The 20,007-nt window shown below is 71.5% G+C and carries 22 protein-coding genes; 12 read left to right on the forward strand and 10 right to left on the reverse strand.

The features are described 5' to 3' along the window. Window positions 1-336: 336 nt before the first annotated feature. From AC0VY3_RS18215 to AC0VY3_RS18225, 3 genes are read left to right on the forward strand one after another with little or no spacing between them, the layout of a single operon-like run. Window positions 337-993, forward strand: coding sequence for a DedA family protein (locus AC0VY3_RS18215; protein WP_103508784.1), 657 nt, complete (start codon window positions 337-339; stop codon window positions 991-993). Beyond that, a complete protein-coding gene (locus AC0VY3_RS18220; RefSeq protein ID WP_181010834.1) occupies window positions 990-1,130 on the forward strand; it encodes a hypothetical protein in 141 nt (46 codons plus the stop codon). The genes AC0VY3_RS18215 and AC0VY3_RS18220 overlap by 4 nt, the downstream gene beginning before the upstream one ends. A gap of 9 nt (window positions 1,131-1,139) precedes the next feature. Continuing rightward, a complete protein-coding gene (locus tag AC0VY3_RS18225) occupies window positions 1,140-1,694 on the forward strand; it encodes a tellurite resistance TerB family protein (RefSeq protein WP_181010833.1) in 555 nt (184 codons plus the stop codon). A 486-nt stretch (window positions 1,695-2,180) separates the two neighbouring features. On the opposite strand, the gene AC0VY3_RS18230 is transcribed toward AC0VY3_RS18225, so the two are convergent. Continuing rightward, entirely contained in the window at window positions 2,181-2,378 is a 198-nt protein-coding gene (locus AC0VY3_RS18230; protein ID WP_181010832.1) for a ferredoxin, read from the reverse strand. 5 nt (window positions 2,379-2,383) lie between these two features. Beyond that, on the reverse strand, window positions 2,384-3,649 hold the full coding sequence (locus AC0VY3_RS18235; RefSeq protein ID WP_103508782.1) for a cytochrome P450: 1,266 nt from the start codon (window positions 3,647-3,649) through the stop codon (window positions 2,384-2,386). A 373-nt stretch (window positions 3,650-4,022) separates the two neighbouring features. Here AC0VY3_RS18235 and AC0VY3_RS18240 point away from each other — a divergent pair, with 373 nt between their 5' ends. Further along, window positions 4,023-4,583 carry a flavodoxin family protein gene (locus AC0VY3_RS18240; protein ID WP_475550046.1) on the forward strand — a complete coding sequence of 187 codons (561 nt, stop codon included), beginning with the start codon at window positions 4,023-4,025 and terminating at the stop codon, window positions 4,581-4,583. 46 nt (window positions 4,584-4,629) lie between these two features. Here AC0VY3_RS18240 and AC0VY3_RS18245 read toward each other — a convergent pair whose 3' ends face one another. Continuing rightward, complete coding sequence (locus AC0VY3_RS18245) at window positions 4,630-5,121, reverse strand: FBP domain-containing protein (RefSeq protein WP_103508781.1); 492 nt, start codon at window positions 5,119-5,121, stop codon at window positions 4,630-4,632. 82 nt (window positions 5,122-5,203) lie between these two features. Here AC0VY3_RS18245 and AC0VY3_RS18250 point away from each other — a divergent pair, with 82 nt between their 5' ends. Together AC0VY3_RS18250 and AC0VY3_RS18255 are read left to right on the forward strand one after the other, a co-directional pair. Further along, complete coding sequence (locus AC0VY3_RS18250; protein ID WP_103508780.1) at window positions 5,204-5,776, forward strand: TetR/AcrR family transcriptional regulator; 573 nt, start codon at window positions 5,204-5,206, stop codon at window positions 5,774-5,776. 75 nt (window positions 5,777-5,851) lie between these two features. Then, window positions 5,852-7,060 (forward strand): GDSL-type esterase/lipase family protein, encoded by a 1,209-nt coding sequence (locus AC0VY3_RS18255; RefSeq protein WP_103508779.1) that lies wholly within the window; start codon window positions 5,852-5,854, stop codon window positions 7,058-7,060. Between the two features lie 65 nt (window positions 7,061-7,125). On the opposite strand, the gene AC0VY3_RS18260 is transcribed toward AC0VY3_RS18255, so the two are convergent. Continuing rightward, window positions 7,126-7,710, reverse strand: a complete 585-nt coding sequence (locus tag AC0VY3_RS18260) for a snapalysin family zinc-dependent metalloprotease (protein ID WP_103508778.1) — start codon at window positions 7,708-7,710, stop codon at window positions 7,126-7,128. A gap of 287 nt (window positions 7,711-7,997) precedes the next feature. On the opposite strand from AC0VY3_RS18260, the gene AC0VY3_RS18265 reads away from it, so the two are divergent. Beyond that, complete coding sequence (locus AC0VY3_RS18265) at window positions 7,998-8,903, forward strand: NAD-dependent protein deacetylase (protein WP_475551700.1); 906 nt, start codon at window positions 7,998-8,000, stop codon at window positions 8,901-8,903. Between the two features lie 75 nt (window positions 8,904-8,978). On the opposite strand, the gene AC0VY3_RS18270 is transcribed toward AC0VY3_RS18265, so the two are convergent. The 3 genes from AC0VY3_RS18270 to AC0VY3_RS18280 are packed head-to-tail and all read right to left on the reverse strand — an operon-like array spanning window position 8,979 to window position 11,908. After that, window positions 8,979-10,001, reverse strand: a complete 1,023-nt coding sequence (locus AC0VY3_RS18270) for an ABC transporter substrate-binding protein (RefSeq protein WP_475550047.1) — start codon at window positions 9,999-10,001, stop codon at window positions 8,979-8,981. A 15-nt stretch (window positions 10,002-10,016) separates the two neighbouring features. Continuing rightward, a complete protein-coding gene (locus AC0VY3_RS18275) occupies window positions 10,017-10,799 on the reverse strand; it encodes an ABC transporter ATP-binding protein (protein ID WP_475550048.1) in 783 nt (260 codons plus the stop codon). Continuing rightward, window positions 10,799-11,908 carry a FecCD family ABC transporter permease gene (locus tag AC0VY3_RS18280; RefSeq protein ID WP_103508775.1) on the reverse strand — a complete coding sequence of 370 codons (1,110 nt, stop codon included), beginning with the start codon at window positions 11,906-11,908 and terminating at the stop codon, window positions 10,799-10,801. Before AC0VY3_RS18280 ends, AC0VY3_RS18275 begins: the two co-directional genes overlap by 1 nt. A gap of 328 nt (window positions 11,909-12,236) precedes the next feature. On the opposite strand from AC0VY3_RS18280, the gene AC0VY3_RS18285 reads away from it, so the two are divergent. Further along, on the forward strand, window positions 12,237-13,679 hold the full coding sequence (locus tag AC0VY3_RS18285; protein WP_475550049.1) for a S1 RNA-binding domain-containing protein: 1,443 nt from the start codon (window positions 12,237-12,239) through the stop codon (window positions 13,677-13,679). Between the two features lie 64 nt (window positions 13,680-13,743). Here AC0VY3_RS18285 and AC0VY3_RS18290 read toward each other — a convergent pair whose 3' ends face one another. Next, window positions 13,744-14,736, reverse strand: coding sequence for an aldo/keto reductase (locus AC0VY3_RS18290; protein WP_242738125.1), 993 nt, complete (start codon window positions 14,734-14,736; stop codon window positions 13,744-13,746). 127 nt (window positions 14,737-14,863) lie between these two features. Between AC0VY3_RS18290 and AC0VY3_RS18295 the strand changes: the two genes are divergently transcribed. Further along, window positions 14,864-15,724, forward strand: a complete 861-nt coding sequence (locus tag AC0VY3_RS18295; RefSeq protein WP_475550050.1) for a helix-turn-helix transcriptional regulator — start codon at window positions 14,864-14,866, stop codon at window positions 15,722-15,724. Window positions 15,725-15,772: 48 nt separating this feature from the next. Here AC0VY3_RS18295 and AC0VY3_RS18300 read toward each other — a convergent pair whose 3' ends face one another. Further along, entirely contained in the window at window positions 15,773-16,822 is a 1,050-nt protein-coding gene (locus tag AC0VY3_RS18300) for an endonuclease/exonuclease/phosphatase family protein (protein ID WP_475550051.1), read from the reverse strand. A gap of 23 nt (window positions 16,823-16,845) precedes the next feature. Then, window positions 16,846-17,544, reverse strand: coding sequence for a M15 family metallopeptidase (locus AC0VY3_RS18305; RefSeq protein WP_103508770.1), 699 nt, complete (start codon window positions 17,542-17,544; stop codon window positions 16,846-16,848). Window positions 17,545-17,631: 87 nt separating this feature from the next. On the opposite strand from AC0VY3_RS18305, the gene AC0VY3_RS18310 reads away from it, so the two are divergent. The 3 genes from AC0VY3_RS18310 to AC0VY3_RS18320 all read left to right on the forward strand — a co-directional run bounded on the left by AC0VY3_RS18310 (window position 17,632) and on the right by AC0VY3_RS18320 (window position 19,872). Next, a complete protein-coding gene (locus AC0VY3_RS18310; protein ID WP_475550052.1) occupies window positions 17,632-18,348 on the forward strand; it encodes a response regulator transcription factor in 717 nt (238 codons plus the stop codon). Next, window positions 18,341-19,429: a sensor histidine kinase gene (locus AC0VY3_RS18315; protein WP_475550053.1), complete on the forward strand. Its 1,089-nt coding sequence runs from the start codon at window positions 18,341-18,343 to the stop codon at window positions 19,427-19,429. Before AC0VY3_RS18310 ends, AC0VY3_RS18315 begins: the two co-directional genes overlap by 8 nt. 125 nt (window positions 19,430-19,554) lie before the next feature. Next, complete coding sequence (locus AC0VY3_RS18320; protein ID WP_103508768.1) at window positions 19,555-19,872, forward strand: antibiotic biosynthesis monooxygenase family protein; 318 nt, start codon at window positions 19,555-19,557, stop codon at window positions 19,870-19,872. The last annotated feature ends 135 nt before the right edge of the window (window positions 19,873-20,007 follow it).

Consider the following 20,007-nt stretch of genomic DNA (forward strand, 5'->3'; position numbering starts at 1 on the left):
TGACCGTGCCCGGATCCTTCGCTGCTGAGCGAGCCGGCCGACAGCTTCACCTTCCGGAGAACCCGGATATCCCAGATCCCTGAGATCTTGGAAATCCTGGAGCTGCTGAAGCTCCTGTCGTTCTTTCACCTCCTGCTTCTCCTGCGGCAGCCCTGCGGGCCCCGAATCGCCTGACATCGTTCGACGGTTCGTTCTTCGGCATTCCTCGAAACGCGCGCCGCATCGCACTTCGCACCATCCCGGGGCTGAACCGGAAATCCAGAAATACGCCCCTTCGGGAAACCGTTCAGCCGTCGCCCTCCTCAGCAACCCTACTCAGTCCTGGAGCAACCCCACATGCATCAATTCCCCCTCGCCTCGGAGCCGTCCGGCGGCATCGCAGGGTGGGCGACCGGCCTCGTCGACACCCTGGGTGGTCCCGGGGCCGGGCTCGCCATCGCCCTGGAGAATCTCTTTCCTCCGTTGCCGAGCGAAGTCATTCTGCCGCTGACCGGATTCGCCGCGGGACAGGGCGTGATCAGCCTGTACTCCGCCCTGTTCTGGACCACGCTGGGGTCGGTGGTGGGGGCTGTCGCGCTCTACCAGATCGGTGCGCTCTTCGGCCGGGACCGCATGTACGCCCTGTGGGAGCGGATCCCCCTGGTGAAGGTGTCCGACTTGAAGAAGACGGAGGACTGGTTCGTCAAGCACGGCATGAAGGCCATCTTCTTCGGCCGGATGATTCCGATCTTTCGGAGCCTGATCAGTGTCCCGGCAGGACTCGAGCGGATGCCCCTGCCGACCTTCGTGCTCCTCACCGCCCTCGGCAGCTTCCTGTGGAACTTCATCCTCGTCATGGCCGGATATCTGCTGGGTGACCAGTGGGATCTCGTGGAGCGTTACGTCGGCGTGCTCTCGAAGGCCGTCCTGGTGCTGGTCGTCGCCGCGCTGGCGGTCGCGGTCGTTCGCAGGGTGCGTGCCCGTCGAGCTGATCGGCAACAGGACCTCGTGTGAACGGCTCGGTGAACCGTCCTGAGCTCCTTGCCACGGGCGGCCCGCCGATCACCCTTCGCGGGCCGCCGGAAGCGGTCCGCGAGGAGTCGCTGCAACTGGCCGCGCACATCGCGCGGGACATCGAACCGATCGACTAGGTGGCACGAATGGCTATGTGGGACCGCATCAAGGACCAGGCCAAGGGCCTGCAGCAGCAGTCGCAGGGCGCTCGCGGCCCCGCCGCCGGCGGGCGGCAGTCGGGTACGGGGGCTTCCGGGGGTTCGAAGGAGAAGCTGGTCGGGCTGCTCAAGTCCCAGCTCGGCTCTCTCAAGACGGAGCTCAAGAGCGGGGCCTACCGGGACGCCAGCATGGCGATGTGCGCTCTGGTCGCCGCCGCCGACGGGTCCGTCGACCCGGCCGAGCGGCACCATGTGGAGTCGCTGATCGTTCAGAACGACGTCCTGCAGAACTTCCCGCCCGAGCAGTTGAGGCAGAGGTTCAACAAGCACGTCGACCAGATGACGGTCAACTTCCCGCAGGGCAAGGCCGAGGCGATGCAGGAGATCGCCAAGGCGGCGAAGAAGCCCGTGGAGGCCAAGGCGGTCGTCCAGACCGGCTTCGTGATCGCCGGTGCGGACGGGTACATCGCCCCGGCGGAGGCGCAGGTACTGCGGGAGGCCTGTGTGGCACTCGGGGTGTCCCCGCAGGAGTTCGGCCTCTGATCCGGACGGGCAACGGGCGGGGCCCGCAGCGTACATGAGTGCGGTCCCCGCCCGGCCGGCGCGGTGCAGGACCCGGCCGCCCGGGGCCGGTGCGCGCCGCCGTCTGACGGGGCGTGCAGTGCGGGCCGTCTGACCGGCCGTGCGGTGCCGACCGTCTGACGGGCCGTCGGCGGGCAGGCACGGATCGCCTCACCACCCGGACAACCCTGCGGCTTTCTTGACCGTCCAACCAGTTCCGGGGGCACGACCTGCGTGTCGACAGTGTCGTTCCCGACACCAAGGGCCGCGTCGCCCTGCAGCCGGTGATCGCCGGCACGGGCTTCCCGCACGACCCCGAGCCCGGTGACGACAAGGGCTGGGTCACGGTCGACCCGACCCCCGCCGCGTAGCCGCGGAAACCCGGTGGGACGCAACCGTGTTGCGCCCCACCGGGCGGGCCGGGGCCTCGGCGCGGCGCCCGGTCGCCGCGACCGGGCCCCGGGTCCGTCAGTCGTCGGTCAGGGCCACCGCCCCCACCGGGCAGGCCCGTACGGCTTCCCGTACCAGCGGGTGGTCGCCCGTCGCCGCCGGGCGGCCGGGAAGCATCTCACTGAACCCGTCGTCGTCCTGCGTGAACACGTCCGGAGCGGTCAACGCGCACATGCCGGCTCCCACGCAGCGTTCCCTGTCGACCCGGACACCCATGCCGCTCACCACTCCACCGGGAGTTCCAGCAGGCCCTGGACCGTGTCCCCGGGTTTGTGCTCGATCTCGTGCGCGGGCACGGCGAGCCTGAGATCCGGCAGCCGTTCGAAGAGTGTGCGCAGCGCGATGTCGAGCTCGGTACGTGCCAGGTTCTGGCCCAGGCACTGGTGGACGCCGAAGCCGAAGGCGAGATGGTGGCGGGCCGACCGGTCCCAGTCGAGCATGTCCGGATCGGCGAAGACCTCGGTGTCGCGGTTGATGAGCGAGGTCGAGAACATCACGCCCTCGCCCTTGCGGATCGTCGTCCCGGCCACCTCGATGTCCTCGGCCGCCAGCCGCTGGAGCCCGTCGGCGATGGACAGGAACCGCAGCAGTTCCTCGACCACCACGGACGTCGTCGTCTCTCCGGCGCGCAGGGCCGCCAGCTGTCCGGGGTGTCCCAGCAGCGTGAACGTACCGAGCGAGATCATGTTCGCCGTCGTCTCGTGCCCCGCGATGAGCAGGATCAAGGCGAACGAGACGAGTTCCTGGCGGTCGACGGGGCCGTTCGGGCCGTCGCGGTGGATCAGCTCGTCCAGCAGCCCGTCCCCCGGTTGCGTCCGCTTGCGGTCGATCAGGGCGCCCAGGTACTCCTCCAGTTCGGCCCGGGCGCTGTCGACATCGGCCGCGCCCGGGCCGCGCAGGAGCCGCCGCGAGCACCCTTCGAAGAACTCGTGGTCGGCGTACGGCACCCCGAGGAGCGCGCAGATCACCATCGAGGGCACCGGCAGCGCGAAGTCGGCCACCAGCTCGGCCGGCGGCCCCTGCCGTTCCATCGCGTCCAGTCGCCGGTCCACGGTCTCCTGGATGCTCGGGCGCAGCGCGGCGATCCGCTTCACGGAGAAGCTCGGGATGAGCATTCTGCGCTGGGCGTTGTGCTCGGGGTCGTCGACGCCGAGCAGTGCCACGCGCCGTTGCCGTGCGTTGGCGAACCGCTCGGCCGGTACGGGAAAGGCGGGGTGGGTGCGGTCGGTGGACAGCCGTGGATCCGCCAGCAGTCGTCGGGCCAGGGCGTGTCCGGTGACCGCCCAGACCGGGCGTCCGTCGTAGAGGGTGACCCGGCTCAGCGGCCGGTCCTCGCGCAGCGGTGCGTAACCGGTGGGCGGGTGGTAGGGGCAGTCGCGGTCCTGCGGGAACGGTGTGGCGGTGGGCGGGGTCGCGGTGATCGGTCGGGTGACGGGGCAGGTGGGGGCAGGGTCCTGGCGGGCCGGTTCCGTCGTGGATTCCGTCATGGAGCGGTCGCCTCGCAGAGCTCGGTGATGGGTGCGGAGCGGGTCGCTCCGCACCGCACACCAATTGGATGCCTTAGGCACCTATGTGGTCGATGGGCGGACCGGCCAGTTCTCGGGACGGCCGATCTGGCCGATGCCTTTCGCACCCGCCCGAGCCGTGCCGTATCCGCTCAGGTCCCACGGGTGCGACGGACCGGCGCCGGGCGGATCACCGGAGCGCAGACGGCCGAAACTGTTCACGACGACGTCCGGAATCATGCCGTCCGGGGTCGGCGGATACGCCCCGCGGGCGGGTGTCACGCATGTGGCCCACGTAACACGGGCGCGGTGTCATATCCGTGGCGCTGCGCTGTCTTCACTTCGGAAGCACCGCATGGACAACCAGGACCGCAAGCACCGCGCGCACCGCAGCAGCGCCGCGGAAGCCGGAGAGGGGAACTTCGCCATGAAGGCCGTCACCGTGTGCGTCTCCGTGTCGCACGGCAACACCCTTCACATCGCCGACACCATGGCCCAGCCGCTGGGCGCGAAGGTCGTCAGCCCCGAAGAGGCCGATCCGGGGGAAGTGGCCACCGCCGATCTCGTGGGCTTCGGCTCCGGCGTGTTCTACGGGAGACTCCACCCGCGCCTCACCGACTTCGTGAACGCCCTCCCCACCGGGCGACGCCCGGACCGGCAGAACGTCCGCGCCTTCGTGTTCACCACCAGCGGCCTCCCCGAAGCGCCGGTGATCCCGTTCACCCGCCCGCTGGTCCGCCGCCTCGAAGAGAGGGGGTTCGATGTGGACGGGAGCTTCACCTGCCGGGCCCTCGACACCTGGGCGCCCTTCAGGCTCCTCGGCGGAGTCAACAAGCACAGGCCCCATGCCGACGACCTGTCCGGGGCCCGCGCCTTCGCCGAGCGGCTGCGGGACAGGGAAGCGCCGGCGACCTGATCCCGCCCCTCGCGCCGCTCACACCTGAGGCCTCACACCCGAGGCCTCAGGCCCTCACCTTGGCTATGAACGCGCCGAGGTTCGTCATGGTCCGCTCGATCTTCTGCTCCAGGGTGAGCGACTCGTGGAGCCGCGCCCCGACCCCCGCGTCCTTCTTCCCGCGCACGTAGAGCGAGCAGGCGAGGTCGCTGCACATATAGGCGCCGACCGAGTTGCCCTGCTGGCCCGCCTTCCCGGATCTCCGGGCCACCAGCAGGGAGACACCCCCGGTGTGGGTGGTCACGCACATCGAGCACATGCTGCGGCGGGTCTGCCAGGAGCCGGCGTCGGAGGAGCGCAGCTGGACCCCGACGGGGCCCTGGTCGGACGGGATCACGAGGTAGGCCCGGTCAGGGGCCTGGGGGTCGCGCCAGCCCAGGAAGTCCAGGTCGCCCCAGGGGCGGTCGGCAAGGTCGCGCGGAACGGACAGGCGCTTGGCCTCGCCCTTGGTGCAGTTCACGAATGCGGTACGGATCTCTTGCTCGGTCAGCGGTTCCATGCGACCCACGCTAATTTGCCTAATAGTGTTAGGCAAATCTATATTTGGTTAGGCGATCTCGGGGAAGCGTTCGGAGGATGGCATGGCACGAGCAGGACTGACCGCGGAGCGGGTGGTGCGGGCGGGGGCCGAGCTGGCGGACGAGATCGGCTTCGAGCACGTGACCCCTTCGGAGCTCGCCCGGAAGCTGGGCATCAGGACGGCGAGCCTCTACTCACACGTCAAGAACGCCCACGACCTCAAGACGAAGATCGCGCTGCTCGCTCTGGAGGAGCTCGCCGACCGGGCGTCGGCCGCCATCGCCGGGCGGGCCGGCAAGGACGCGCTCAGCGCCTTCGCCGACGCCTACCGCGACTACGCCCTCCAGCACCCGGGGCGCTTCACCGCGGCCCGGTTCCGGCTCGATCCGGACGCGGCGGCGGCGAGCGCGGGCATGCGGCACTCGCGGATGACACGGGCGGTGCTGCGCGGCTACGCCCTGACCGAGCTCCAGGAGACCCACGCGGTCCGGCTCCTGGGCAGCGTCTTCAACGGCTTCGTCGAGCTGGAGACGGCCGGCGCCTTCAGGCACAGCTCCCCCGGCTCCGAGGAGAGCTGGACCGAGATCCTCGACGCACTCGACGCCCTGCTGCGCAACTGGCCCGCCCGGTCCTGACCGCCTCCAGACCTTCGGCCAGCGCCTCGACCAGGTCCCCGACCAGCACCCTCGACGGATGAGGAGAACGAGAACATGACCACCCGGCACGACGCCCGGCACCAGGCCCGGCAGGACTGGACGACGACCCCCGTCACCCGCGGCATCCTGCGTGGCGCGCTGGACCTGGAGCAGACCGAACGCGGCGTGCTGCCGCACCGGTTGCCCGCCCGCGCACGGCTGCAGATCCCCGACGGCCAACTGGCGATGGCCGAGTCGCAGCCCTCCGGGGTCCGGCTGGCGTTCCGCACCCGGGCCACCGCTGTCGAGCTGGACGTGGTGGCCACCAAGCGGGTCTACACCGGCGCGCCGCCGCGCCCCGACGGGGTGTATGAGCTCCTCGTGGACGGTCGCCCGGCGGCCCGGGCCAGTACCGCCGACGGCGACACGCTCACCATCGATCTGGCCACGATGGCCACACAGTTCCGGACCGGCCCCGTGGAGACGCTGCGGTTCACCGGTCTGCCGGACGCCGAGAAGGAGGTCGAGATCTGGCTGCCCCACGACGAGACCACGCAACTGGTCGCCCTGCGCACCGACGCGCCCGTCCACGAGCCCAGGCCCAGCGGCCGGCCGGTCTGGCTGCACCACGGCAGCTCCATCAGCCACGGGTCCAACGCCACCACCCCGACCGGCACCTGGCCCGCCCTGGCCGCCGCGCTCGGCGGGGCCGAGCTGATCAACCTGGGGTTCGGGGGCAGTGCGCTGCTCGACCCCTTCACCGCCCGCACCCTGCGCGACACCCCGGCCGACCTGATCAGCGTCAAGATCGGCATCAATGTCGTCAACGCGGACCTGATGCGGCTGCGCGCGTTCGGCCCGGCCGTCCACGGCTTCCTCGACACCATCCGCGAAGGGCACCCCACCGCCCCGCTGCTGGTCGTCTCGCCGGTCTGCTGCCCCATCCACGAGACCACACCCGGCCCCTCCGCCCCGGACTACAGCGCGATGAGCGAAGGGCGGCTGCGGTTCAAGGCCACTGGTGACCCTGCGGAGACCGCCGCCGGGAAGCTCACCCTCACCGTCATCCGGGACGAGCTGGCCCGGATCGTCGCAGAGCGCGCCGCCACCGACCCCCATCTGCACCACCTCGACGGGCTCGGACTCTACGGAGAGGCCGACAACGCCGAACTGCCGTTGCCGGACGATCTGCACCCGGATCCCGCCACCCACCGGCTCATCGCCGAACGCTTCGCCCGTCTCGCGTTCGGCGACGGCGGCCCCTTCCGTACGACGGGCGGGTGACCCGGGGCGGCCGGGGACCGGGTTCAGAACGAGGCCGGAACCTCGCGCGTCGTCGTGCGACCGGCTTACGGGGCGTCCACCAGGATGCGGCCGTCGGCCGGGGTGCGTGAGGCGAGGCCGCCCGCGTAGGCGGATTCGACACGGGAGCGTTCAGCCGCGTTCGGGACGGCGTTCGTGCAGGCGGCGCCGGCGCTGGAGCCCGACATCAGCTGGGAGCAGGGGCCGGGTTTGGTGTCCGGCAGGCCCAGACTGTGGCCGAGCTCATGGGCGGCGATACGGGTCTTGTCGTGGCCCTCGGTGACCGCCTGGCTGCCCAGCTCCACCCTGGCCCGGCCGCCGGGGCGGACCGGTCCGAGTGTGGCCTGCGGCCAACCGCTGGTGGCCACGATCTGTATCTCGGCCCGTGTGCCGGGGGCCGCCTCGACGAGCTTGACGTTGGCGACGTTGGCGTTCCACGAGGCGACGCCTGACGCGATCGCCGCCTCCCAGCCACCGGCCCGGCTGTCGTCGTACCGGAGCGTCACCACCGCCGCCGTGCTCTCCGCCGCCGGGTCCGGCGCGGGAGCGGCGTGCGCCGCCGTGGCCGTGGCCGTGGCCAGGGTGATCGCCGCGGCGACACCGGCCGCCTTGAGCCATCTGAATGTCAGCATTGCTGTCCCTTCACTCATGGGGGGCTCGGCTCCGCCTGGGAGCCGAGGGAGTGGGAGGACGGTCACGGCGGACCGAACCGCTGTACGGGTCCGGCCGGTTGCCGCTCCTCCCGGGGCCGCAGAACCTATGCCGCCCCAGCAGCTTGATCATGCCCCTGCCAAGAGAAGTCGGCCGGAAACACACCCTGCCCCCGTCGTGGGCCGCCGCCCCGTGATCACGCGACGTCATGAGGACCGCGCGACGCCATCGGTACCGGAGGCCGCTTCCGTACCCTGGGTGCATGCGTATGCGACCCACTCTGAGCTGGACCTCCACCGAGGAGCTGCCGCCGGGCACCACGGACCTGGAGCCGGTCGCCGAGGTTCTGGGCGGTGGCGGGGTCCTGGTCCTGAGCGGGGCGGGCATCTCCACGGAGTCCGGCATCCCCGACTACCGGGGCGAAGGCGGGAGTCTGAGCCGGCACACCCCGATGACCTACCAGGACTTCACCGCCGACGCCGGGGCGCGTCGCCGGTACTGGGCGCGCAGCCATCTGGGCTGGCGCACCTTCGGCCGGGCCCGGCCCAACGCCGGGCACCGGGCCGTGGCCGCGTTCGGGCGGCACGGTCTGCTCTCGGGTGTGATCACCCAGAACGTCGACGGGCTGCACCAGGCCGCCGGCAGCGAGGGCGTCGTGGACCTCCACGGTCGCCTGGACCGGGTCGTCTGCCTTTCCTGCGGCGCCTTCAGCCCACGGCGCGAACTCGCCCGCCGGCTGGAGGAGGCGAACGAGGGCTTCGCGCCGGTGGCTGCCGCGATCAACCCGGACGGCGACGCCGATCTCACGGACGAGCAGGTCGGGGACTTCCGGGTGGTGCCCTGCGTCGTCTGTGGCGGCGTCCTCAAACCGGATGTGGTGTTCTTCGGCGAGGCCGTGCCCCCGCAGCGGGTCGAACACTGCCGTGAACTGGTCCGTGCGGCGAGCGCGCTGCTGGTCCTGGGCTCCTCCCTGACCGTGATGTCCGGCCTCCGGTTCGTCCGCGAGGCCGCCCGGGCCGGGTCGCCGGTGCTGATCGTCAACCGGGACCCGACCCGGGGCGACCGGCATGCCGTCACCCGCGTCGCCCTTCCGCTGGGAGCGGCCCTCACCACCGTGGCCGGCCGGCTGGGCGTTCCCGTCGAGGACGACGCGGAGGCCGCGGGGACCGGGTGAGGTGGCGGGGCCTCGCCGGGGCTCGGCTCGCGTCGATCTCCTCGGCCGTTCCGGGTCCCGTGTCGAGCCCGGGGCCTACCGGGCGAACGTCCGCAGGTTCTCCGCCAGCGAGCTGACGGCGGCGGGGTTGCGCGGGCTCTCGACCAGGTCCACGTAGTCGAGGACGACGATCCGGTCGTTCTTGATCGCCGAAACGCCTGCGAGCGGCTTGTAGGACTTCAGGAACTTCCGCTTCTGATCGGCGCCGGTGTCACCGTAGTCGTTGATGACGATGACCTCGGGGTCGCGGTCGACCACCGTCTCCCATCCCACCGTCGTCCAGCTGTCCTTGAGGTCCTTCATGATGTGGTCGCCGCCGGCCTTGGTGATGATGTCGTGCGGTCCGGCGTACGCACCCGAGGTCAGCGGCTTGTCCTTCCCGTCGTCGTACAGGAAGACGCGAAGCCGGTCATCGCCCTTGGCCGCCTTCGCCCGCGCGTCGGCGACCTCCTTCCGGAAGGCCGTGATGAGGGTGTCCGCCCGGTCCTCGACGTCGAAGATCTTTCCGAGGTTCCGCAGGTCGGTGTAGAGCGCTTCGAGCGGCGGCATGACTCCGCGGGCCTTGCCCTGCCCGTTGCGGCACGACTCGCTCAGCAGGTACGAGTCGACGCCCACGCGCTTCAGTTCTGCGGGGGTGAACCCCTCCCCCTCGTTGAAGCCGTAGTTCCAGCCGGCGAAGACCAGGTCGGCGCGTGCGTCGAGGACGAGTTCCTTGTTGATCCGCTCCTTGGAGAGCCACTTGGTCTTCCGGTAGCCGTCCTTCCAGGGGACGGACGTCATGTCGCCCTTGTCGTCGGGCATCACATATCCGGCCATGTGGTCCGCGAGACCGAGGGCGAACATGATCTCGGTGATGCCGACGTCGTTGGTCACGACGCGCTGCGGGGCCTTGCCGTAGCTCTTCTTCTCGCCGCAGTTCTCGACGGTCACCGGGTAGTGCGGGTCGGCGCCGGCCTGGTCGTCCCTCTTGTCGGCCCGGTCGGTGACGTCCGCTCCGCAGCCGGTGAGGGTCAGGGCGGCTACGAGAGCGAGTGCTGCGGGGCGCAGGGGGTTCGGCATGGTGGTCGAGGCTCCTCAGGAGGCGGGACGGGCGGGGGGCAGGTCGAAGAGCAGCTGGAGCGCGCCGGTCTCGGGGTGTGCGACGCGGTGTGCCCGTACGCCGAAGACGTCGGCCAGCAGTTCGGTGGTCAGGACGGTGCCCGGGGCGCCGGAGGCGACGATCCGGCCGCCGTCGATGACGTGGACGAGGTCGCAGTGCAGGGCGGCGAGGTTCAGGTCGTGCAGGGCGGTGAGCACGGTCAGGCCGCTGCCCCGGACCAGGGCGAGGACCTCCAGCTGATGGGCGATGTCCAGGTGGTTGGTGGGCTCGTCGAGAACCAGGACCCGGGGCTGCTGGGCCAGGGCGCGGGCGATCAGGACGCGTTGCCGCTCGCCGCCGGAGAGAGTGAGGAAGCCGCGTTCGGCGAGGTGTCCCGCGCCGACGCCTTCGAGTGCGTCGGCGCAGAGCCGGCGGTCCTCGTCGGTCGTCCGGGCCACCGGACCCTGGTGCGGCAGCCGCCCCATGGCGACGATCTCGGCCACGGTGAAGTCGAACTCGGCGACCGCGTCCTGCGGAAGCGCGGCCAGCCGGCGGGCGCCTTCCCTGACGCTCAGGGCGTGGAGGTCCTCACCGCCGATCCTGACCGCGCCGGCCGAGGGGCGCAGGGCCCGGTAGACGCAGCGCAGCAGGGTGGACTTCCCGCTGCCGTTGGGGCCGACCAGCCCGACGAGCTGCCCGTCGGCCGCGCCGAGGGTGACCTGGTCCACCAGCCGTGCGCCGGCGATCTCGACGGTGAGCGCGTCGATGTCGATCCGCATCAGATGCCTCCGAAGGAGTAGGCGCGCCGGCGCATGAGGAGGAGAAAGCAGGGAACACCGATGACCGCGGTGAGGACGCCGACCGGGAGTTCGGCCGGTGCCAGCACCACGCGCGAGAGGATGTCCACCCAGATCAGCAGGACGGCTCCCGCGAGAGGAGCGGCGGCCAGGAGCCGGCGGTGGTCGGCGCCGACCAGCATGCGAACGGCGTGCGGGACCATCAGGCCGACGAAGCCGATCGCTCCGCTCACCGCGACGACCGCCCCGGTGACGGCGGCGGAGACCAGGAAGAGTTCTTTGCGCAGTCTCCCGGCGTCGACGCCGAGCGCGGCGGCGGTCTCGTCGCCCATGGCGAGGGCGTTCAGGCGCCGGGCCGACCAGCCGAGGTGCGCGAGTCCGGCGAGCACCGCTCCGGCGGCGATCGGCACGGCGGCCCAGTTGGCGCCGCTGAGGCTGCCGAGCAGCCACATCATCGCGGAGCGGGCCGCTTCCCCGCGCTCGGCCGCGAACACCATGAACGTGGTGACGGCCGAGAAGCCGTAGTACATCGCGGTCCCCGTCAGCACGAGCCGGAGCGGCGTCAGGCCGCGTTCGGTGCGGGCGACCGCGTACACGAGCAGCATGGCGAGGAGCGCGGAGAGGAATGCCGCCGTGGACAGGGCCCAGATGCCGAGCGCGCCCAGGGCCCCGAAGATGAGGACGGCGTTGGCGCCGACCGCCGCGCCCGAGGAGATGCCTAGCACGAACGGGTCGGCGAGCGCGTTGCGCACCATGGCCTGGACGGCGACGCCGATGGCCGAAAGACCGGCTCCCACGACGGCGGCCAGAACCGCTCGTGGCAGGCGCAGTTCCCAGACGATGGTGTAGGCCGGGACCTCGTCGGGTCCGATGGCCGCGCCGGTCAGTCCCGCCCAGAGGTAGCGCAGCACTTCCGCCCAGGAGAGCCCCGAAGCTCCGAGGCCCGCTCCACAGACGAGCGAGAGGGGAAGAGCCAGACAGAGACCGGTCAGCAGGAGCGGCAGGGGTACGCGGCGGGGCGGCGCCGATCCGGCGCCTACGGGGGCCGGGCGGGACGGCTTGGAGGGTACGCGGTCGAGCGACGTGGCCACGGGTCGGTCGCTTTCACCTCGGGCCGTACGTCTGCGCGAGGAGGAGCGGCCCCGGACGACGGGCGCCCCGCGCAGCGCCCTTCGCAGTCCACGGCGAATTGTCAGGAGCCTTCTCCCCCACGGGTGATCGGGCTCGCGGAACCGATGGCTCCGCCTACCGTTGCGGGTCAGCGCCGGATTTCGACCGGACTTCCCCCGCGGGGAGTCCGCAGCTTAGCGGGTACGCCCGTGCCGCCTTCGGGGAGGGCGAGCGCCGGCAGGGGGCGGAGGGCTCGTACTGCGGGACGAGGGGACGGTGCTGTGCGGGACGGGGGGACGGTGCTGGAGGATGGGGTGGGTGCCGACCCATGTCCACCGCGTGAGCAAGTACGACCCCGACCACCGTGATGAACACGGGCACTGCACCGGCCCCGAGGACACCGTCAGTGACCGGGGCGCGGTCGAGGCCGCGTACCTCCGGGCCGTCGCGGCCTTCGCGGAGGACTCGGGTATCGACCGGCCGGTGATACGCGAACCGCAGGTCCCGTCCCTCGCCCACTTCGGTGCCGAACCGCCGGTGGACGGCTTCGGGCTGGCCGGCCTGTTCCCGCCCGGCCAGGACGGCGGCGCACCGGAGGAATCGCCGGAGTGCCTTCCGGTCGATTTTCCGGTCGGCTCAACGGCCGTTCTTCCGGCGGGCTTTCACGACGGGTCCGAGGTATCGCTCGCTGTCGGGCTGGAGTTGGTGCGGTCCATGCTGCGCGACAGCGGCGTCTGGTGCCGGCTGGAGGTGGAGGACAGGTTCACGGTCCACGTCGGCTGGGACCAGTACCTGTACGTCGGCAGCGACCGGCCCTGCGAGCGGGCGCTCGCGCTGACCCGGCGGCTCGGGCTGTTCCCGGAGCGCCTGGACTCGTCCCCGTACGCCATGGAGACCGACGGCGAGGAGGTGCGGCGCCCGGCCGACGACGTGTTCTGGTCCGGCCTGGGCCGGATGGTCTCGGCGTGCCGCGCGGGCGTGCTGGAGGAGATGCACGTCGAGGGCGCCTCGCGCCGGCACCGCCTCACCCGGGACGGCGTCGGCGCGGTCCGGGCCCGGATCGCACCCCGGGCCAGGATCGCGGTGTGGCCGGAGCTGTCCGGTGCCACCGTCATGGCGCTGTCGCCTCTGACCGTCGACGAACGCGTTCCGCTGTTCACGGGCGTGATGCCCGACGCCGACGGGGTGCTGCGTGCCCGCTGGGGTAACGAACCGACGCCGAGCGACCGGCACTGGGCCCTCCTCAGGACCCTTCGGCCCGGGCAGATCGTCACCGGCACGGTGACCCACATCGCCTCCTTCGGTGTCACCTTCGTGGACATCGGCGGCTTCGAAGCGATGATCAACATCCCCGAGCTGTCGTGGCGCCGCTTCGAGCACCCGTCCGATGTCGTCTCCGTCGGCGAGGTGGTCGAAGCCGAGATTCTCGGTGTCGAATTCCTGCCCGAGCGCGTGTCGCTGTCCCTCAAGGCCCTGCACGAGGATCCGCTGCGGCTGTTGACCGGGCAGATCGGCCGGACGCTCGTCGGCCCGGTCACCAAGGTGCTGCCCTTCGGTGTGTTCGTACGCGTCGAGGAGGCGGAGGACGGGTTCGAGGGGCTCGTGCACATCTGCGAGCTGGCGGACGAACACCTCGCCGGCCCGGAGATCGCGCTCCGGGCCGGCGACGCCCTGCCGGTCAGGATCGTGGATGTGGACCTGTCCCGGCGGCGGATCGTCCTGACGAACCGGCAGGCCGTCGCGCGGGACTGACACGGCGGCCCGGTCTGCGGGGGCTCTCGTTCCGTTGCCCACGGCCCGGTCGGCGAGGGCCGGTTCAGTTGCCCACGCCAAGGCCCGCCATGAACGCGGACGGGTAGCGGTCGCCGCGTGCCGAGCCCGGCGGAACGGCCTTCTCGATCTCGGCCAGGTCGTCCGCGGTGAGCTCCAGGTCCAGCGCGGGCAGTGCCTCGGCCAGCCGCTCGCGGGTGCGGGCGCCGACGAGCGGCACGATGTCCTGGCCCTGGGCGGCCACCCAGGCGATGACCAGCTGGGCGACGGTGCGCCCCTTGGCCTCGGCGACCCGGCGCAGGGCGTCCACGAGGGCGAGGTTGTGCTCCACGTTCCCGCTGGAGAAGCGCGGGCCGAAGCCGCGGCTGTCGCCGGGAACGGAACGGGTCGTGGACCAGTGGCCGGAGATCAGGCCCCGGCCCAGGACTCCGTACGCGGTGAGACCGATGCCGAGCTCCCGCAGCGTGGGCAGGACGTCCGCCTCGACCGCGCGGGAGATCAGCGAGTACTCGATCTGGAGGTCGGCGATCGGGTGCACGGCGTGCGCCCGGCGGATCGTCGCCGCGTCCACCTCGGAGAGGCCGATGTGCCGTACGTATCCGGCGTCGACCATCTCCTTGATGGCGCCCACCGTCTCCTCGATCGGCACGGCCGGATCCAGCCGGGCCGGGCGGTAGATGTCGATGTGGTCGGTGCCCAGCCGGGTCAGGGAGTAGGCCAGGAAGTTCTTCACCGCCCCGGGGCGGCCGTCCTGCCCGCTGAACTCGTGGCCCGGCCCGCGCAGCGCGCCGAACTTGACGCTCAGCGCGTAGCTGTCGCGGTCCCGGCCGCGCAGCGCTTCGGCGAGCAGCAGTTCGTTGTGGCCCATGGCGTAGAAGTCGCCGGTGTCGATCAGTGTGACGCCGGCGTCCAGTGCGGCGTGGACGGTCGCGACGGACTCGGCGCGGTCGGTCGGGCCGTAGGCGTCCGACATGCCCATGGCGCCCAGGCCCAGCGCGGAGACGGCGGGGCCGGTGGCGCCGAGGGTTCGTGTCTGCATGGCGTGCTCCTTCGTCGTCGGTCTGCCCACCCACCCTGCGCCGGTGCCGCGCCCGGCGGGAGCGGAGCGTTCATCATGGGAGCGGCGCTCCCTGGATCGGCCTGCCGCCGCGCGGGACCATGGGGGCATGGAACGTGATCAGCTGGCCGACTTCCTGCGCAGGCGCCGGGAGGCGATCCGCCCGGCGGAGGTGGGCATCGCCGACGGTCCCCGCCGCCGTACCTCCGGTCTGCGCCGGGAGGAGGTGGCCATGCTCGCCGGGATGTCGGTGGACTACGTCGTACGCCTGGAACAGGGGCGCAGCAGTCAGCCATCGCCGCAGTTGCTCACCGCGCTGGCCAGGGCGTTGCGCCTCACCGACGACGAGCGGGACCATCTGTTCCATCTGGCCGGTCACCAGCCGCCGCCGGCCGACTCGGTGGCGGGCCTGGCCCGCGCCGGGCTGGTCCGGATGCTCGATCTGCTCGGCGACACCCCCGCCATGGTGGTCTCCGACCTGGGCGAGGTCCTGGCCCAGAACCGGATGTCGCTGCTGCTGGCGGGCGACCACACCGGCTTCTCGGGCGACCGGCGCTACCTGGTGTACCGCTGGTTCACCGATCCCGCCGTCCGCGCGACGGGCGCGCCCGAGGAGCACGAGCACCAGGCCCGGCAACTCGTGGCCGATCTGCGCGCCGCCGCGGGACGCCGGTCCGGCGACCCCGTGGTCGCCGGGCTGATCGACCGGCTGCGGGCGGCGAGCGAGGAGTTCCGCCGGCTCTGGGCGGAGCACGAGGTGGCGGTGCGGCGGGCCGACCGCAAGACCCTGCTGCACCCTCGGGTGGGCCGGCTGGTGATGGACTGCGAAACGCTGGTCACCCCCGACCACGGTCAGCTGCTGCTCGTTCTCACCCCGGCGGACACCGGGACCCGTGAGCGGCTGGACCTGCTGCGGGTCCTCGGCATCGAGGAGTTTCCCGCCGGGGCGACGGGCGCACCCGAGCGGTAGGGCGGGCGGTCCTGCGGACCAGGGCCTGTCCGGGGCTCTCGTCGGCGTTCACCAGCTGATGCGGGCCGCCACCGGCAGATGGTCGCTGCCGGTGGCGGGCAGCACCCACGAGCTCTTCGGCTCCACGCCCCGCACCAGGATCTGGTCGATCCGTACGACGGGGAACGTGGCCGGCCAGCTGAAGCCGAGGCCGTCGCCGGCCGCTTCCTGGGTCGATTCCAGCCGCGCGGTGATGCCGTCGTACGCGCGGTCGTCGAGGCTGCCGTTCAGGTCGCCGAGCAGCACCACCCGCTCGTTCCGTTCGGCGGCCAGCGCCCGTCCCAGCGACTGTGCGCCGGCGTCGCGCTGGCCCGTCGAGAGCCCGGCCCTGGGGTTCACCCGTACGGACCCCAGGTGTGCCACGTACACCGCCAGCGGCCCCCGGTCCGTGGCCACCGTGGTCCGCAGCCCCCGGTTGTAGACCATCTTGACCTCGGCGGGCTTGGCGTCCCCCAGCGGCCCGACGTCCATCTTCACGTCGACCGGCCGGGTGTCCGACAAGGGGAACCTGCTCCACAGCCCGACCGTGCCCTGCATCGTGTGGTGCGGGTACGCCTTCGCCAGTTCCTTCTCGTACGTCCCCCGGGCGTGCGCGGCCAGTTCCTCCAGTGCCAGCACGTCCGCACCGGAGCGGGCCAGGGCGCGGGCGGTGCCGACCGGGTCGGCGTTCTCCGCGCCGACGTTGTGGGAGGCCACCGTGAGGTCGCCGCCCGCTTGCGACTTGTCGGTGAGCAGGCCGCCGAAGAGATTCAGCCATGCCACGAGCGGCAGGAGCAGGGCGATCGCCGCGAGGGCCGAGCGGCGCAGCACCGCGCCGGCCAGCAGCACCGGGACGAGCAGGCCGAACCACGGCAGGAAGGTCTCGACCAGGCTGCCGAGGTTTCCGATCCGGTTCGGGATCCTCGCGTGCAGCAGCAGGATGAGGCCCAGCAGCAGCGCCGACACCGCGAGCAACCGGCCGCGCCTCCAGGGCCCCGATGCCTCCGGCGCCTCCGGCGGGCCTGCCGTGTCCGCACTGCCCGCCAGGTTCGGCTTGCTCGGCGTGTCCACCCGCGTCATCGTCCGTCCTCGCTCACGGCCGCTCACGGCCGCATCCTCGGGTCCTGTGTGGGGTCGGCGTACCTGCGCGGACAGCCTCGGTCGGGCGCGACCGTGCGCAGTTCGACGTGCCAGGGTTCGTTCCGGTAGATCCGGCACAGCCCGTACGCGGCGCCGTGTTCGGCGAGCCACGCCGTCGCCTCGTCGGGCCCGATGTCGACCGCGTCGCCCGACACATGAGGAGACGTCGTCGCGGTGGCGACCCACCGGGCGGCCTCGGCCTCGGAGCCGTACTGCGAGACCGCCTCGCGGAGCAGCTGATTCTGGTACGCCGGTGAACGCCAGCCGCTGTTGACGGTGAACGCGACTCCGTCGTCCGCGGCCTCCGGCGCGGCCCTGCGCAGGGCCGCGAGCAGATCCGCGTCGAGGTTGGCCACGGCCGGAACGTCGTCGTCGAGCACCGTCACTCCGTCGGGTACGACACCGTCGGCCTCGTCGAGCACGCCCCGGCGCTCCTGCTGGGAGGAGTCCGGGGGCGCCCGGTCCGGGAGGGACGGGGCCGGTGGGTGAACCGAGGAGCCCTGGCCCGGCTTCGCCGAGCCCGAGCCCGAGTCCGAGGAGGGCTTCAGCAGCGGGTGGCCGAGGGTTACGACGATCGCGGCCAGGACGGCCACCAGGCCGACGACGAGGGGCCGGCGGATCCGGTGGGTCGACGTGCGCGACGACGGCGGGGTTCGAGTCATGCCGCCAGTGAAGGCGGCGCTCGGTTGCCGGCGCGTATGCGCTTTTCGATACGCGGACGATATGCGCCGACTCCTACCATCGAGGACATGCGTGTACTGATCGTCGAGGACGAGCCCTATCTGGCAGAGGCCATCCGCGACGGTCTGCGCCTCGAAGCGATCGCGGCCGACATCGCGGGCGACGGCGACACCGCTCTGGAACTGCTGAGCGTCAACACGTACGACATCGCCGTCCTCGACCGTGACGTCCCCGGCCCTTCAGGCGACGAGATCGCCCGGCACGTCGTCGCCTCCGGCAGCGGTACGCCGATCCTCATGCTCACCGCAGCCGACCGGCTCGATGACAAGGCCTCCGGGTTCGAACTCGGCGCCGACGACTACCTCACGAAACCCTTCGAGCTGCGGGAACTCGTGCTCCGGCTCCGGGCGCTCGACCGCAGACGCGCCCACAGCAGGCCTCCCGTTCGGGAGATCGCGGGGCTGCGGCTCGATCCGTTCCGCAGAGAGGTGTACCGGCACGGGCGGTACGTCGCGCTGACCCGGAAGCAGTTCGCCGTGCTCGAGGTCCTGATCGCCGCCGAAGGCGGTTTCGTCAGCGCCGAGGAACTCCTCGAACGCGCCTGGGACGAGAACGCCGATCCGTTCACCAACGCCGTGCGCATCACCGTATCGGCGCTGCGCAAACGCCTCGGTGAGCCCGGGGTCATCGCGACCGTGCCCGGCGTCGGCTATCGCATCGACGCGGCGGCCGGAGCCGGAAGCGGCGACGAGGACGACGGGAGCGAAGGGGGCGACCGTGATTAGGCGGCGAGGGCTGAGCGTCCGCCTCAAACTGACTCTCAGTTACGCCGGATTCCTCATGGTCGCGGGCGTCCTGCTGCTCACCGCGGTGTGGGTGTACCTCCTGGAGTACGTGCCCGACGACTGGAACCAGCGCATGCTCCACCAGAACCCCAATCGTCAACTCCTCGCGTACACCTTCGCCCCGGCGGCGGCCACCGTGCTGGCGATCCTTCTGGTCTTCGGACTCCTGGGCGGATGGTTCCTGGCCGGCCGCATGCTCGCTCCTCTGACCCGTATCACGGAGGCCACCCGTGCGGCCACGGACGGATCGCTCTCCCACCGGATCCGGCTGCCGGGCCGCAAGGACGAGTTCCGGGAACTCGCCGACGCCTTCGACACGATGCTCGCCCGGCTCGAAGCGCATGTCGCCGAGCAGAAGAGATTCGCGGCCAACGCCTCCCACGAGCTGCGCACGCCGCTCGCGGTGTCGAAGACGCTCCTCGAAGTGGCCCGTGCCGATCCGGACCGCGACACCGGCGAGATCATCGAACGCCTCCACGCCGTCAACAGCCGGGCGATCGACCTCACCGAGGCGCTGCTCCTGCTCAGCCGCGCCGACCGGCGTTCGTTCCCCCGGGAACGCGTCGACCTGTCGCTCCTGGCGGAGGAGGCCGCCGAGACCCTCCTGCCCCTCGCGGAAGAGCGTGGCGTCACCGTCGAGACGCACGGCGACGTCGCCCCCACGGTCGGCTCGCCGACGCTCCTGCTGCAGCTGACCACGAACCTCCTGCACAACGCGATCGTCCACAACCGGCCGGACCGGGGCGCCGTCCGGGTCACGACGAGCGTGCACCCCGAGACCGTGGAGCTCACGGTCGAGAACACCGGTGCACGGCTCACCCCCGAGGCGGCGACGACGCTCACCGAACCGTTCCAGCGCGGCGCGGAACGCCTGCGCACCCACCACACGGGCGTCGGCCTCGGCCTGGCCATCGTCGAGACCATCACCCGCGCGCACGACGGGACGCTCACCCTCACCCCGCGCACCGGCGGCGGGCTCCGCGTCACGGTGGAACTGCCCGCGACCGCCCCGCACGGGTGAGAGCCGGAACTCTGCCGTCAGGAACGGGAAAAGTGTCATCATCGCAGCTCGGTGGCGGTCGGGCCAAGGTGTTCCGGTCCACCCTGGGACGTCATTGCCCGGACGTCGTACGGCAGGATGGGGCCATGAGCGTAGTCAAGATCAATGTGCTGACCGTTCCCGCCGAGCAGCGGGAAACCCTCGAGAAGCGCTTCGCGTCCCGGGCCGGCGCCGTGGAGAACTCCGACGGCTTCGAATGGTTCGAGCTTCTCCGTCCCGTCGAAGGGACCGACGACTACCTGGTGTACACGCGGTGGCGTGACGAGGAGTCGTTCCAGGCGTGGATGGAGGGCCCGATGAAGGCGGCCCACCAGGGCGGCGGCGATCGTCCGAAGCCGGCCTCCAGCAGTTCCTCGGTGTGGTCCTTCGAGGTCGTGCAGCAGGCCGCGCCCGCCGGCTCGTAGGCCTGCGCGCACCGATGTGTCACCTGCCCGGACCGGCTCATGACCGGCCGGGCAGGCCTGTTCTCTCCTTCGGCCCGGCCCCGGCGCGTCGGCGGCCGATCGGCGGCAGCCACCACCGTGTGGTGGCCGGTGTCC

This window comes from Streptomyces sp. iso_384, assembly GCF_056172905.1.